12 protein-coding genes and 1 riboswitch are annotated in these 14507 nt (G+C 72.3%); of the genes, 6 read left to right on the plus strand and 6 right to left on the minus strand.

Annotation, left to right across the window (positions count from 1 at the left end):
* Positions 1–43: 43 nt before the first annotated feature.
* Positions 44–2521 (minus strand): DNA helicase PcrA, encoded by a 2478-nt coding sequence (pcrA, locus tag AB0937_RS24030; RefSeq protein WP_366714232.1) that lies wholly within the window; start codon positions 2519–2521, stop codon positions 44–46.
* 314 nt (positions 2522–2835) lie between these two features.
* A riboswitch (cyclic di-AMP (ydaO/yuaA leader) is annotated at positions 2836–3007 on the plus strand.
* An 8-nt stretch (positions 3008–3015) separates the two neighbouring features.
* Between pcrA and AB0937_RS24035 the strand changes: the two genes are divergently transcribed.
* Positions 3016–4203, plus strand: a complete 1188-nt coding sequence (locus AB0937_RS24035) for an NlpC/P60 family protein (protein WP_366714233.1) — start codon at positions 3016–3018, stop codon at positions 4201–4203.
* A 124-nt stretch (positions 4204–4327) separates the two neighbouring features.
* Positions 4328–5257 carry a hypothetical protein gene (locus tag AB0937_RS24040; RefSeq protein WP_366714234.1) on the plus strand — a complete coding sequence of 310 codons (930 nt, stop codon included), beginning with the start codon at positions 4328–4330 and terminating at the stop codon, positions 5255–5257.
* Here the strand turns inward: AB0937_RS24040 and AB0937_RS24045 are convergent.
* Positions 5235–5588: a hypothetical protein gene (locus AB0937_RS24045; protein WP_366714235.1), complete on the minus strand. Its 354-nt coding sequence runs from the start codon at positions 5586–5588 to the stop codon at positions 5235–5237. The two genes, AB0937_RS24040 and AB0937_RS24045, sit on opposite strands and share 23 nt — an antisense overlap.
* 418 nt (positions 5589–6006) lie before the next feature.
* On the opposite strand from AB0937_RS24045, the gene AB0937_RS24050 reads away from it, so the two are divergent.
* Positions 6007–7065, plus strand: a complete 1059-nt coding sequence (locus tag AB0937_RS24050) for an NlpC/P60 family protein (RefSeq protein ID WP_366714236.1) — start codon at positions 6007–6009, stop codon at positions 7063–7065.
* A 53-nt stretch (positions 7066–7118) separates the two neighbouring features.
* On the opposite strand, the gene AB0937_RS24055 is transcribed toward AB0937_RS24050, so the two are convergent.
* Complete coding sequence (locus tag AB0937_RS24055; protein ID WP_366714237.1) at positions 7119–7859, minus strand: response regulator transcription factor; 741 nt, start codon at positions 7857–7859, stop codon at positions 7119–7121.
* Positions 7856–9148 carry a PspC domain-containing protein gene (locus AB0937_RS24060; protein ID WP_366714238.1) on the minus strand — a complete coding sequence of 431 codons (1293 nt, stop codon included), beginning with the start codon at positions 9146–9148 and terminating at the stop codon, positions 7856–7858. Before AB0937_RS24060 ends, AB0937_RS24055 begins: the two co-directional genes overlap by 4 nt.
* 177 nt (positions 9149–9325) lie before the next feature.
* Here AB0937_RS24060 and AB0937_RS24065 point away from each other — a divergent pair, with 177 nt between their 5' ends.
* Together AB0937_RS24065 and AB0937_RS24070 are read left to right on the plus strand one after the other, a co-directional pair.
* Positions 9326–10789: a PspC domain-containing protein gene (locus AB0937_RS24065; RefSeq protein ID WP_366714239.1), complete on the plus strand. Its 1464-nt coding sequence runs from the start codon at positions 9326–9328 to the stop codon at positions 10787–10789.
* A complete protein-coding gene (locus AB0937_RS24070; protein ID WP_366714240.1) occupies positions 10776–11000 on the plus strand; it encodes a hypothetical protein in 225 nt (74 codons plus the stop codon). Before AB0937_RS24065 ends, AB0937_RS24070 begins: the two co-directional genes overlap by 14 nt.
* Before the next feature lie 43 nt (positions 11001–11043).
* On the opposite strand, the gene AB0937_RS24075 is transcribed toward AB0937_RS24070, so the two are convergent.
* A complete protein-coding gene (locus AB0937_RS24075; protein ID WP_366714241.1) occupies positions 11044–11574 on the minus strand; it encodes a DoxX family membrane protein in 531 nt (176 codons plus the stop codon).
* 321 nt (positions 11575–11895) lie between these two features.
* On the minus strand, positions 11896–13170 hold the full coding sequence (locus AB0937_RS24080; protein ID WP_366714256.1) for a hypothetical protein: 1275 nt from the start codon (positions 13168–13170) through the stop codon (positions 11896–11898).
* 307 nt (positions 13171–13477) lie between these two features.
* On the opposite strand from AB0937_RS24080, the gene AB0937_RS24085 reads away from it, so the two are divergent.
* Positions 13478–14359, plus strand: a complete 882-nt coding sequence (locus AB0937_RS24085) for a DUF4429 domain-containing protein (protein ID WP_366714242.1) — start codon at positions 13478–13480, stop codon at positions 14357–14359.
* Positions 14360–14507: the final 148 nt, after the last annotated feature.

The following is a 14507-nucleotide window of genomic DNA, read 5'->3' on the forward strand; positions in this document are numbered from 1 at the left end:
CCCGCGTTGTGCGCGCAGGGGACCGCCGGTTCACCTCACGTCGCTACAGCTTCTCCACCGGCGCGTACCGCAGCAGCAGCCGCTTCGGCTTGGTGTCCCCGAAGTCGATCGTCGCCTCGGCGTTGCCGCCCGTGCCCTTGACCGCGACGACGGTCCCGAGTCCGAACTGGTCGTGTGTGACCCGGTCCCCGACCGCCAGTGACACCACCGGCTTCTCGGAGGTGCGGCGCGTGGCGAAACCGGAGGCTCCCGACGCCGACGAGCGCGAGCGGGAGGACGACAGCGAGGCCGCCACCGCCGAGACCGGCCCGGAGGACGCGGGCGCGGTCGCTCCCGTCCGCTTCCACTCCACGTGGGCCGGGGGGATCTCCTCCAGGAACCGGGAGGGCGGGTTGTACGAGGGCTGGCCCCAGGCGCTGCGCAGGGTGGACCGCGTCAGATACAGCCGCTCCCGCGCGCGTGTGATGCCGACGTAGGCCAGGCGCCGCTCCTCCTCCAGCTCCTTGGTCTGGCCGAGGGCGCGCATGTGCGGGAAGACGCCGTCCTCCATGCCGGTCAGGAAGACGACCGGGAACTCCAGGCCCTTGGCGGTGTGCAGGGTCATCAGCGTGATGACCCCGTCGCCGTCCTCCTCGTCGGGGATCTGGTCGGAGTCGGCGACCAGCGCGACCTGCTCGAGGAAGTCGGACAGGGAGGGCTGCTCGTCCTCGCCGCGCTCCTGTTCGAACTCCATGGCGACGGCGGCGAGTTCCTGGAGGTTCTCGATCCGGGTCTCGTCCTGCGGGTCGGTGGAGGCCTGGAGTTCGGCGAGGTAGCCGGTGCGTTCCAGGACGGCTTCCAGCACCGTGGCCGGTCCGGCGCCGGACTCGACGATGGTGCGGAGGTCCTCCATCAGCGCGTTGAACCGCTTGACGGCGTTGGTGGAGCGCGCGGCCATGCCGTACGCCTCGTCGACGCGCTTGAGCGCCTGCGGGAAGCTGATCTTCTCCCGCTGGGACAGGGCGTCGATCATCGCCTCGGCGCGGTCGCCGATGCCCCGCTTGGGGACGTTGAGGATCCGGCGCAGCGGCACCGAGTCCTCGGGGTTGGACAGCACGCGCAGGTAGGCCAGGACGTCCCGGACCTCCTTGCGCTCGTAGAAGCGGACGCCGCCGACGACCTTGTAGGGCAGGCCGACGCGGATGAAGACCTCTTCGAAGACACGGGACTGGGCGTTGGTGCGGTAGAAGACGGCGACGTCGCCGGCCTTGGCCTCGCCGGTGTCCGTGAGGCGGTCTATCTCGTCGGCGACGAACTGCGCCTCGTCGTGCTCGGTGTCGGCGACGTAGCCGGTGATCCGGGCGCCGGTGCCCGCGTTGGTCCACAGGTTCTTGGGGCGGCGGGACTCGTTGCGCTCGATGACGGCGTTGGCGGCGCTGAGGATCGTCTGTGTGGAGCGGTAGTTCTGCTCGAGCAGGATCGTCGTCGCGTCCGGGTAGTCCTCCTCGAACTGGAGGATGTTGCGGATCGTCGCGCCGCGGAAGGCGTAGATCGACTGGTCGGCGTCACCCACCACGCACAGCTCGGCGGGCGGGATCTCGGCCTCGGGCGGCACGTCGACCGGGTGCTCGGAGGTGCCGACCAGCTCGCGGACCAGGGCGTACTGCGCGTGGTTGGTGTCCTGGTACTCGTCGACCAGGACGTGCCGGAAGCGGCGGCGGTAGTGCTCGGCGACGTCCGGGAAGGCGCGCAGCAGGTTGACCGTCGTCATGATCAGGTCGTCGAAGTCGAGCGCGTTCGCCTCGCGCAGCCGCGACTGGTACATGGCGTAGGCCTGGGCGAGGGTCTTCTCGAAGCCGTCGGTGGCCTGGGCGGCGAAGTCCTCCTCGTCGATCAGCTCGTTCTTCAGGTTGCTGATCTTGGCGCTGAAGGACTTCGGCGGGAAACGCTTGGGGTCGAGGTCCAGGTCGCGGCAGACCAGGGCCATCAGGCGCTTGGAGTCGGCGGCGTCGTAGATCGAGAAGGAGGAGGTGAAGCCGAGCTTCTTGCTCTCCCGTCGCAGGATGCGCACGCACGCGCTGTGGAAGGTCATGACCCACATGGCGTTCGCGCGCGGGCCGACGAGCTGCTCGACACGCTCCTTCATCTCGCCGGCGGCCTTGTTGGTGAACGTGATCGCGAGGATCTGGCCCGGGTGCACGTCCCGCTCGGCGAGCAGGTGGGCGATGCGGTGCGTGAGCACACGGGTCTTGCCGGAGCCGGCGCCGGCCACGATGAGCAGGGGGGAGCCGGAGTGGACGACGGCGGCGCGCTGGTTGTCGTTCAGCCCTTCCAGCAGCGCGGCGGAGTCGATCACCGGGCGGGGGGCGCCGTCGCGGTAGTAGGCGTCCCGGTCCGGGGGCGTGTCGAACTTCCCGCCGAACAGATAGTCCGGGATCGGCTCCGGAACGTGATCGTCCTCGGGCGGCGGCGGGGGCTCGTCGGCCGGGCCCCGCTGGGCCTGGAGGTTCGCCAGGAAGTTGTCGTCAAAGAGGCTGCTCATCGCTCTCCGAGTCTAGGGCGCCCCACTGACAGCCCGCCGCCGCCCTGAGAACATCCCCGCGCGACCGACGGCCGGCCGAGCACCCGGCGGCGCGTTGTCGCCCTCCATGACCGCATGATCACGCCCTGCTACACCCACCCCATATGCGGATCTACAACCATCAATCCCCCTTGATCGCTCACTCTCGGCAACGCCCGGGGATAAGGTCACGAAAATGTATCGGGCATATCACCCATCAACCTTCACAGGGGCCACACGAGTTGGCTACCGTGCGACCAGGCCGCATGACCCCCACCGGCGAACGTCGCCGGGCCGCGCGGCCTCCGCCGAGTCCGGTGTGCCGCAGCGGCAGCCGGAGCCGGGGACCCAACCGTGAACCTGGGGTGAATCGGCCCGACTCCCTGTGCGGAGAGGCCGTAGGGCAAACCTTCCGAACCACCCGCCCGAACCCGACAGCTAACCCGGTAGGCGGAACATGGAAGGAGTCGCCTCCCTTGGCGTCGCACCGCAAGTCGCGTCCTACGGGTACGCGCGTGGCAGGCATACGGACCCCCGCCCTGGCAACGGCGGCCCTCACCTCCGTGGCCCTGCTCTCCCAGTCGGCCAACGCCGCCCCCGCGGCCGACGACAAGCCCAGCCTCGAGGAAATCGAGAAGAAGGTCGACGACCTGTACCGCCAGGCCGAGTCGGCGACCGACAAGTACAACGCGGCCAAGGAGAAGACCGCGAAGCAGCGCAAGCGCGTCGACACCCTCCTCGACGACGTCGCCCAGCGCACCCAGAAGCTCAACGAGGCGCGCGAGGAGCTGGGTTCCTTCGCCTCCGCCCAGTACCGCACCGGCGCCGCCGCCCCGGACACGGCGACGTTCCTGCTGGCGGACACCCCGCAGGACTACTTCGACCAGACCCAGCTGATGGACCGGATGACGGGCCGCCAGAAGGTCGCGGTCGACGATTACGTCACCCAGCAGTCCGAGACGATGAAGAAGCGCCAGGAGGCCACCGAGAGCCTCGAGACGCTCACCGAGTCGCAGGGCGACCTGAAGACGGCCAAGGCCACCGTCCAGCGCAAGCTCGCCGACGCGCGCGAGCTGATGTCGAAGCTGACCGCCGAGGAGAAGGCCCGGCTCGCGGCGATCGAGAAGGCAGAGCGGGAGGAGGCCGCCCGCAAGGCCGACGAGCTGGCCCGGCAGCAGGCCGCGCGGCAGCAGGCGCAGGAGGAGGCCGCCCGGCAGCAGGACGGCGGGACGGCCTCGTCGGGCTCCACTGGATCCACGGGCTCCGGCTCGCCCTCCTCGACGGCCCCGGCCGACTCCTCGTACGCCTCCAAGGCCGACAAGGCGCTGGCCTTCGCCCGCGCCCAGATCGGCAAGCCGTACGTGTGGGGCGCCGTCGGGCCCGGCTCGTACGACTGCTCGGGCCTGACCCAGGCCGCCTGGAAGGCCGCGGGCGTCACCCTGCCGCGCACGACCTACGACCAGGTGAACGCCGGAACCACGGTTCCGCTCTCCCAGGCCCAGCCCGGCGACCTGGTCTTCTTCTACGACGACGTCACCCACGTCGGGATCTACATCGGAAACGGCATGATGATCCACGCCCCGAAGCCCGGGACGTACGTCCGCGAGGAGTCGATCTACTACGACGGCGAGTCGGCGATCCACAGCGTGGTCCGCCCGGCCTGACCGGTCCCGTCACGTCTTCGAGGGGCACGGGCGCACGTTCCTGCGGGGCAAGGTCGCACGTTTTTGAGGGGCACGCGCGCGTGCCCCTCTCTCCTCGCGCGCGCCGCTCTCTAGCATCGGCGCTATGTCCGGTCCCTCCCTGTTCGCCACCTGGTGGTCGACATACGCGCTGGCGACCGGCATCGTGTCGGTCGGCCTGGACTCGGCGGGGTACGCGGTCCTCGCCCGCATCACCCTCGCCCTGGCCTGCGCGGGCTGGCTGGGGGCGGCCGCGGGCCTGGCCCAGCGGGCGCACGGCGAGTGGCGGACGGAGACGCCGGCCGAGCTCACCATGGTGGCGGCGACCGCCGTCCTCGGCACCGGCTTCTTGGCGACCGGACAGCAGACCCTGGCGGCGGCGCTGCTGGCGCTCGCCATGGTGCTCTGGGCGGTGCTGCTCACCACGGAGGCCCAGGGGCGCCGCGGAACGGTGTTCCTGCGCTGCGTGGCCACCGAGGGGCTCGCCGTGCTCGGCGCGACGCTCGCCGCAGCCGACGCGGCGGCCTGGCTCGCCCACGCGGCCCTCGTGCTGTTCTGGCTGGGACTCACGCTCTACGGCTTCGCCCTGTTCCGGTTCCAGCCCCGGCAGGTGGAGGAGGGGCGCGGGGACCAGTGGCTGGCGGCCGGCGCCCTCGCCCTCTCCGCACTCGCCGGGGCGCGTCTCCTCGCCGCCGACAGCCCGCGCCTGTACCTGTGGAACGAGGAGAACGCCGACGTCCTGCGCACGACGACGGTCACGCTGCTCGTGCTCGCACTGGTCGCCTGCGTCGCCCTGCTCCTCGCCGAGCTCTTCTGGCCCCGGCACCGCTACGACGTACGGCGCTGGGCGACCGTGTTCGCCGCGGTCGTGACGGCCGAGGCCGCCCTCGCGGTCGCCGCCGCTCTCGGCGTCCCCTGGCTCGATGTCGCCGGGGAGGTGCTGCTGTGGATCGCGGTGGCCGCCTGGCTCGGGTGCACCGTCTGGGCCCTCGCCTCCGCCCGGCGTTCCCGGATCAGGTCCAGAGCACGGCGATGAAGACGTTCGCCGTGGTCAGCAGACCCACCAGGCCGAAGAGGCCTTTGTCGACCTTCTCGTCGTCCCGCTTCACGTAGACCAGGCCGAGGATCACGATCAGCAGGGCCAGCTTCACGCCGATCTTGATGTTGTTCACGGTCTGGTCGTCGGCCTGGTTGAGGCCGACCAGGATCACACCCGTGACCAGCATCGTGAACGCACCGTGCAGCATCGCGGGGGTGAAGCGGGCGGTGCCCTCGCCCATCGCCTTCATCTGGGTGAGGAAGCCGCCCAGGAGCGAGGCGATGCCGATGATGTGGAGGCCGACGAAGAGGTGGATGAGTACGTCCATGGGGCCGGAGCCTAATCAGGGCCTCCAGGGCCGCCCGACACCGGCCCATGGGTACACACATGCACCCCATAGCATCCGATCACGGTCACTCGCTGACGATTCGACGCATCGGTCATCACGCTGAGTGAAGTAGACGGCGCCGCAGCGGACTCGCGGTCGCATACGGTCACCGTCGGTCCTCTCGAGACACTTCCGCACACCCGCCACCGGCCCGCCACAGTGACGCTTAGCGTCCCCACCAGGTGCCCGGCTCCCCACCGCCGCCCGGGCCAGGGGCGGCAGTCGGACACCACCGCCGAAACAGTCCGGCGGCGGTCCGCTCCCCCTGTGCGGGCCGTCGCCGGACGCGCAGGCCGCCCGTCCGCTCCCCGCCGGCGGCCGCACCCGCCGGCGGTCGAGGAAAGGACGTGGCCTCCAGTTGGCAGCGCACCGCAAGCCCCGACAGCGCGCATTGGGTGGCGGCAAGGCCCGTACGGCCGTCACGATCGCCCTCGCGGGCGCGGCGACGGCGACGGGCTTCGACGGAACCGGACACGCCGAACCACAGCTCACCCCCGGCCAGGTCAAGGCCAAGGTGGACCAGCTGTACCAGGAGGCGGAGGTCGCCACCGAGAAGTACAACGGCGCGAAGGAGAAGGCCGCGGCGGCCGGGCAGCGGCTGAGGGACCTCCAGGACCAGGCGGCGCGCAAGGAGGAGCGTCTCAACTCCGCCCGCGACGCCCTGGGATCGGTCGCCGCCGCGCAGTACCGCGCCGGTGGTATCGACCCCGCGGTGCAGCTCGCCCTCTCCGACGATCCCGACCGGTACCTCGAGAACGCCGAGTTCGTCGAGCGGGCCGAGACCCGGCAGAGCGCCGCCGTGGCGCGTGTGCGCAAGCAGCTCCGGGAGATCGAGCAGCTGCGCGGCGCCGCCCACATCGAGCTGACGTCCCTGAAGTCGCGGCAGGGCGAGCTGAAGCGGCACAAGAGGACGATCACCGGCAGGCTGGGATCGGCACAGCGGCTGCTGTCCCGGCTCGACGCGCAGGAACGTTCCCCGCTGGGCGTCTCCCAGGACCGGGCCTCGCGGTCGGCGGACGGCCGGGACGCTCTCGCGGCCCCGGGCTCCGCCTCGTCCCAGGCGCCCGACTCCCGCGCGGGCGCAGCCGTCTCCTACGCCTACCAGAAGCTCGGCAGCCCCTACGTCTGGGGCGCCACGGGCCCGAACGCCTTCGACTGCTCGGGGCTCGTCCAGGCCGCGTACCTCGCGGCGGGCGTCTCCCTCCCCCGCACGACGTACTCCCAGATCGCCGCCGGCCGCCGCGTCGACCGCTCCGAACTCCTCCCCGGCGACCTGGTCTTCTTCTACGCCGGCGTCAGCCACGTCGGCATCTACGTGGGCAACGGCCGGATGATCCACGCCCCGAACCCGTCGGCACCGGTCCGCGTCGCGCCGCTGGACGAAATGCCGTTCGCGGGGGCGACGCGGGTGGTCTGAGAGGCATGCGGGCGGGCGGGGTCCACCCCGCGTCACACCCCGCCCCGCCCGTGTCACACCAGGCGCCGCGCCGTGGCCCAGCGGGTCAGCTCGTGCCGGTTGGAGAGCTGGAGCTTGCGCAGCACCGCCGAGACATGCGACTCGACCGTCTTGACGGAGATGTACAGCTGCTTGGCGATCTCCTTGTAGGCGTAGCCCCGCGCGATGAGCCGCAGCACCTCGCGCTCGCGCTGGGTCAGGCGGTCCAGGTCCTCGTCGACCGGCGGCGCGTCCGTGGAGGCGAAGGCGTCCAGCACGAACCCGGCCAGCCGGGGGGAGAAGACCGCGTCGCCCTCCTGGACGCGGAAGATGGAGTCCACGAGGTCCGTGCCGGTGATCGTCTTGGTGACGTAGCCGCGGGCACCTCCGCGGATCACGCCGATCACGTCCTCCGCGGCGTCCGACACGGACAGTGCAAGGAAGCGGACCGGCTGCTCGGCGTCCGCCATCAACGGGGCGCAGCGGCGCAGCACTTCGACACCACCCCCACCCGGCAGGTGGACGTCGAGGAGGACCACCTCGGGACGGGTCGCGGTGATGACCGTGACGGCCTGGTCGACGTCCGCGGCCTCGCCGACGACCTCGACGCCGGTCTGCGCGGTCTGCCCGATCTCGGCCTGGACCCCCGTACGGAACATGCGGTGGTCGTCCACCAGGACCACGCGGACATGACGCCCCGGGCCGCCGCCCTGCTCCGCGGGCCCCGCCGCCTCCGCCGATCCCGCCGTACCGTTCGCCTCGGTCGGGTCGCTCATGACGTCTTCTCCGCCCTCTCCATCTCCAGTTCGACCTCCGTGCCGCCGTCCGGCACCGCGCGCAGCCGCGCCGTGCCGCCGTTGCGCTCCATGCGGCCGATGATCGATTCTCTGACACCCATCCGGTCGGCGGGTATCGAATCGAGGTCGAAGCCGGGGCCGCGGTCCCGGACGGACACGAAGACCGTCTTCCCCTCGACCTCGGCGAAGACCTGCACGGCGCCGCCCTCGCCACCGTACTTGGCGGCGTTGACCATTGCTTCCCGCGCGGCCTGCATCTGTGCGGCGATCCCGTCGTCGAGGGGGCAGTCGCCCACGACGACGACCTCGATGGGCACACCGTGCTTGTCCTCCACCTCGGCGGCGTTGCGCCGGACGGCGTCGGCGAGGGTGGTGGGTTCGTCGGCCTCGTCCTTGCCGGTGCCCTCGGGCTTGTAGAGCCAGGTGCGCAGGTCGCGTTCCTGGGCGCGGGCCAGGCGGCGGACCTCATTGGCGTTGTCCGCGTTGCGCTGTATCAGGGTGAGGGTGTGCAGCACCGAGTCGTGCACATGGGCGGCGACCTCCGCGCGCTCCTGGGCGCGGATGCGCATCAGGCGCTCCTCGGAGAGGTCCTGCGTCATGCGCACCAGGTACGGCCCGGCGAGCAGCGTGATGCCGACGAGGACCGCCAGGGCCGCCTGGAGGACGGAACCGAGGTGCGCCGCGGAGCCCTGGAGGACGAAGATGCCGGAGACGCCGGCGGTCACCAGCAGCACGCCGCCCACCGAGCGCAGCAGCGTGACCGTGCGCCGGCGGCGGCCGACCTCGGCCCAGCGGGCCCGCCGGGCGTTGTCCGCCTGCCGCCAGACCAGGGCGACGCCCGCGCCGACGAGGACGGCCGGCCAGAGGTAGGCCCGGGCTCCGCCGCTGAGGTTCACGTTGCCCACGAAGACCATGGCCACCACGACCATGAGGAGCAGGGCGACGATCTGGCCCCTGTCCGGTCTGCGCGCGACGCGTCTGCGGCGGCCCTCGGGCGACGCCTCCTCGGTCATCGGCGACGGCGGCCGCTGGGCCTCGACGCCACCGACGCCGAGCGGGACGAAGAACCAGAACGCGGCGTACAGCAGCGCGCCGAGGCCGTCGGCCATGAACAGGCCGACGAAGACGAGCCGTACCCAGATCACGGGCAGCCCGAGATGCCCGGCGAGGCCCCGCGCCACGCCCCCGAGCCAGCGTCCGTCACTGCTGCGGTAGAGCTTGCGCGGCGGCCGCGGTTCGGCGAGTGGCGCTGCTGCGGCATCCGACATGCCATTGATGGTCACACGTACGGGAGTCCGGAGCATCAGGGTCGGCCCCTGAGGCTCCCCTGATCTCGCGGGCCGCCCCCTCGAACGCTTCCCGAGCCGCTTCTCAGGGCCGATATCAGGGTCCGTCCAGGGTCGTTCCGACTCCCGCCGGGGCGCCGCGCCCGTCACCATGGACCCATGACCGATCACGAGCACGCCGCGACGGGCGCGGGACCCGGCTCCGGCCCGCGCCGTGCGGGTGCCGGGCCGCAGGATGCCGCACCCGCCGCGGGGCCCGCGCCCGGGCGCGCTGACGCGGGAGAACAGGGGGGAGCACCCGGTACGGCCGCCCCCGGCGAGGAGGCCGTCCCGCCCGGGCCGCCGCACGCGTTCCGCCGCGACCGCCGCCACAAGACCCTGGCCGGCGTCTGCGCCGGACTCGGCCGGCAGTGCGACATGGACCCGGTGATCTTCCGCATCACGCTCGCCGTGCTCTCCGCCACCGGCGGCATCGGCCTCCTCTTCTACGGCTTCGCCTGGCTCTTCGTCCCCTACGACGACGAGGACGAGAACGAGGTCCGCAAGCTGCTCACCGGCCGGGTCGACGGCCAGGCCCTGGTGGCCGTGCTGTTCGCGCTGGTCGGCTGCGGGGTGTTCCTCACCATGCTGAACAACGGCGGGGTGCTGACCTTCGCCGTCGTCCTCTCCCTGGTCCTCGCGGGCGCCGGTTACTGGTCACGCCAGCGCGGCGCCCCCAGCCCCGACCCGCTGGCCGCCCAGGCCGCCGCCGACGCGCCGCCGGAGCCCCAGGCGCCGCCGGTGTTCCTCACCTCCCCGTCCTGGTGGCGCGACCCGATCGTCAAGGACGGCACCCACATCGGCGGCACGGGCTACCTGTGGGGCCCGCGCGACACCCGCGACCTGGACGTCGCCGCGGCCGTCAACATCGGCCTCGGCACCCGGCCCGGTACCCGCCCGGGCACCGGCGAGGACATACCTGCCCAGCGCCCCCGGCCGCCCCGTCCGCGCGGCCCCCGCTGGATCGGCGGCTGGGTCTTCCTGCTGGCGCTGCTCGCCGGTGCTCTGGGCACCAGCCTCACCTGGGACGGGCACCCGCTCGGCACCAGCCTGCAGACGGGCCTGTCCAGTGCGCTCGCCGTTCTGGGCCTGGGCATAGCCGTCAGCGCCTTCCTGGGCCGGACCGGCGCGGGATCCATACTCCTGGCGATCATCACGGCCGGCCTGCTGGTCGGCGCGGCGGCTCTGCCGAAGGAGATCGACACGCACTGGGCGCGCACCACCTGGCAGCCCTCCACCGTGGCGGACGTACGGCAGCAGTACGACCTGGGTACCGGCGTCGGCACCCTGGACCTGAGCAGACTGGACATGTCCGGGAAGCAGACGGTCACGACACGGGCGGAGATCGGCATGGGCAAGGTGAGGGTGCTGGTGCCCGAAGACGTGACCGTGCGGCTGGACGTCGAGGTGGGCGTCGGCGATCTCCGGTTGCCGGGCGACGACCCGAAGGACGTGGACGTGCAGCCGGGACGGCACAAGCAGATCACCCTCTCCCCCGCCCGGGGCGCCGAGAAGTCCGGAACCATCGACCTGGACCTCCAGGTCGGCGTGGGACAGGCGGAGGTCAGCCGTGCTGCGTCATGAACTCCAGCCGGGGAAGCTGGTCGCCGGCACCGTCCTCGTGCTGGCGGGTGTCCTCTACGCCGGTGACGCGGGCGGCGCCTGGCACACCCCGTGGTACGTCGCGATCCCCCTCGTCACGGGCGGGCTGTGCCTGGCGGGCGCGGTGGCGCTGCTGACGGGCATGGTGCGCCGACGCCGCCGGGACGGCCGCATGGGCGCGGACGCGGGCTGACGCCGGTACGGCGGGCGCCGGCTCGCCGCCGGTACGGCCTCCGCTAGTGGTACCCGCCGCTTCGCTGCCGTCGTCGCGACCGCAGCGCGGAGTCGACGGACAGCAGGGGCGCGCCCGCGAGGATCAGGGGGGTCCAAGCCATGAGGTAGGCGAGGTCGTTGCCGTAGTAGTACGGGTCGGAGGACCAGCTCACGGTCAGCCACAGGCTGAGGGAGATCAGCGCGCCGCCGAGTGCGGCCAGACGGGCGAGCAGACCGAGCAGGGTGCCGATGCCGACGGCGAGTTCCCCGAAGGCGATGGCGTAGCCGAACCCGACGGGACTCTTGAGGGAGAGGTCGACCAGGGCGGGAATGGCGGAGGAGTCGCGTACGGCACGCATCATGTCGCCGATCGACCCCGAACCGGAGTCCTTCATGAAGGCGCTGTCGGTGAGTTTGTCCAGGCCGGCGTAGATGAAGGTGACGCCAAGGAAGATGCGCAGAGGCAGGAGGGCGTAGCGGGCGGCGCTGTCGCGCCGGCCTCCCCCGTCGCCGAAGTGGGGGGCGTGTGTGTCCGTTCGCATACCGTGAGTCATCGCTGCTAGCCGCCTCTCGCCCGCCGGTGCCGAGCCCCTCGACAGACGATACGTATGCCGAACGGACCGCGCTCAATCCTGCGCGAACGGCTCGGGTCGGCCTTCCGGCGACGCGGAGTGCCCGGGCGGGGGCTCACGGGGTCGCCCCCCGGGGGTGGCCCAACGGGGTGGCCCAACAGGTCGCCCCGCGGAATGGCCCAACGAGGTGGCCCAACACGTCGCCCCGCGGAATGGCCCAACGGGGTGGCCCATCAGGTCGCTCCCGCGGAATGGTCCAACGGGGTGCACTCCGCGGAACGGCTCCTCCAGGGCCGCCGTCCCTCACTCCGTCACGTCGACCGCGTACCGATTCGTCTCGGCCCCCGCGGCGGTGACGACCTGCACCTCCACCCTGCCCGGTTCCACGTCGGCCGGCACCGGCACGGTCAGCAGCGTGTCCGTGGGGTTGCGGAACCCGCCGGGTACCGGCACCAGCGGCACGTGGACGTGCACCGCGCCCACGCGCACGACCATCCGGGCCAGCCGGTCGGCTCCCTGCGCCCCCGGCGGCACGAACCCCGCACCGCGGATCTCGATGTCGTCGCCGGTGCGGATCGGCCCGTCCAGGTCACCCGCCTCCCGGGCCCGGACCACGGAGAGGATGACCGGCCGGCCGCCCTCGGCGTACTTGCCCGCCAGATACGTGGCGCCCGACACCAGTACCACCACCGCCAGTCCCCAGGGCAGATCCGGCAGTTGCTCCGGGTGCCCGGCGAGCCGCACCGCCGCGAAGACCAGGGCGACACCGCTGATCACGACGTACTGGATGTCGGCGAAGGCGCCCCGTCCCGCGTCGTCGGTCAGCAGATCGGCGGCCCGTGGCCGGTCGCCGCGTACCTTCTGCAGCCGTTGGCCCAGCACCCGCAGTCCGACCACCCGCCGCACGAGCACGGCGATCCCGCACAGCACGGCGAGCACGGTCACGATGCCGGCGCCCCGGGCGAGGTCCAGCCCGGAGATCAACGCGTCCCGCTCCCGCTGTCCGGGGGCGGAGGCCAGCCGCCCCGCGAGGACGAGCACCGAGTACGCCACGAAGAGCACCCAGGCCCCGGCGACCGTACGGGACGTGGACAGCCGGTTGTCCTCACCGATCACGGGCGCCAGCACCCCGCCCCTCGCCCGGTGGAACCAGGACGCGGCGGTCAGCGCCAGGGCCGTCACCAGCGCCGCGGCCAGTCCGGCCGTACGCGCCGCCGTCCAGCCGGTGCCGATCGCGGTGAGGGCCTGTCCGAGCAGCAACAGCACCACGGCCGCCCAGACCACGGCCGCGGTGCGCCGCCACAGGCCCGTCAGCCAGGCCAGCCCCTCGGCGCGCCCTCGCTCGGCGACCTGCTCGGCGGACTGCGCCAGTTCTTCGGAGACCCACTGGCGTGAGGCGGAGGCTGAGTGGGCCACCGCGGCGGGCAGTCCGTGCCCGGCGGCGAACTCGTCCCGGCGGCGCAGAAAGGCGGCGACGGCCCGCCGGTGCCCTTCACGCGCCCCGTGCGGGCAGTCCCCGCAGGCGCACCCGCCCTCCTGGTCACCCCCTGATCCGCCCGGGTGTCCTCCGGCGTACATGCCGTGTCCACCGGTGGGCACGCCGGCGTAGCCGCCCGCGTGCCCCCCTGCACGGACACCCGCACGCGCAGCCGCGTACCCGCCCGGGCCCGCGCCGCCCTGCCCCGTCTCCTGCACCGCCACGCCCGACGCCCGCCTTCCCGCGACCCAACCACCGCCGGCCTTCCGGACCCCGGAAACACCGCTGTGCAACTCCCCTGCGACGACAGCGAATTGTGCCCTACATCACCCGGTTCGCGGTCACACGGTCTGGTCAACACGGGTGAACTTCGGCGCGCCCTGTTGACGCGGCTGGGAGAATCCCCCTATGGCCGAGATCATCCAGCGTGACGGGACCTGGGCCTTCGACGGCGACACGATCCGGATCACGCCCGGCCTGAACCGCGCCGTGCCGCTGTTCCGGCAGACGCTGGGAGAGATCGCCATGCCGCTCGCGGCGGTCGCTGGGATCGTCCTGGAGCCCGAACGCAGGCGCGGAAGACTGCGGTTGCGGCTGCGCGAGGGCGCCGATCCCCTGCTCCAGGCGACGGGCGGGCGACTGCCGGACGCGGCCGATCCCTACCGGCTGACGGTGGACGCCGACCGGACGGGGGTCGCCGAGTACGTCGCCGAGGAGATCCGCCGTGCGCTGCTCCTCGACCGGATCCCGAAGGAACCGGCGAGGGCCTACCTGCTGCCCGGCCCGCCGGTCCCGGTCTCGGTGCGCACCTCGGACGGGACGGTCTCCTTCGACGGCACCCGGATACGCATCGACTGGGCGGAGACCTCCGAGCGGGTCAAGCGCGCCACCGGCCCGCGGATCATCGGCATGGGCGACCTCGTCCGGGTCGAGTGGGTGCCGAACACCGGCCGCGTGGACGGTTCCCTGCGCTTCGTGACCCGCGAGACGCTGTCCTCGGCGCTGCCGCCCGAGAAGGACCCGTACGCGTTGGACCTGTGGGGCAGCGCCCGCCGGGACCTGCTCACCGCGCTCGTCGCCGCGGCGGTCACCGCCCGGCTGCCGCACCCGTCCACCCGCACCGCGACCGGGAACGACGGGGACGACGCGCACCACGCGCCACGACCCGCCTCCGACCACCACGACGTGCTCCTGCGCCGGCTGCGCGAGCTGGGGCGCCTGCACCGCGACGGCGTTCTCACGGAGGAGGAGTTCACGAGGACGAAGACCGCGGTCCTGCGTGAGTTCTGACGGCGCGCGGCGCAACCCGACTGCCCCCAGCCCGACTGCCCAGCCCGACGGCCTAGGCCGTTTCTGATGGCTCTTGGACGGTGTCTCGGAGCCAGATGACGATCGCGGTGACGGTCAGGGTGCCGTTGAAGATGTAGTCGCGTTTGTC

The organism is Streptomyces sp. NPDC047880, from assembly GCF_040706515.1.
In the GTDB taxonomy this organism is placed as follows: Bacteria; Actinomycetota; Actinomycetes; order Streptomycetales; family Streptomycetaceae; genus Streptomyces.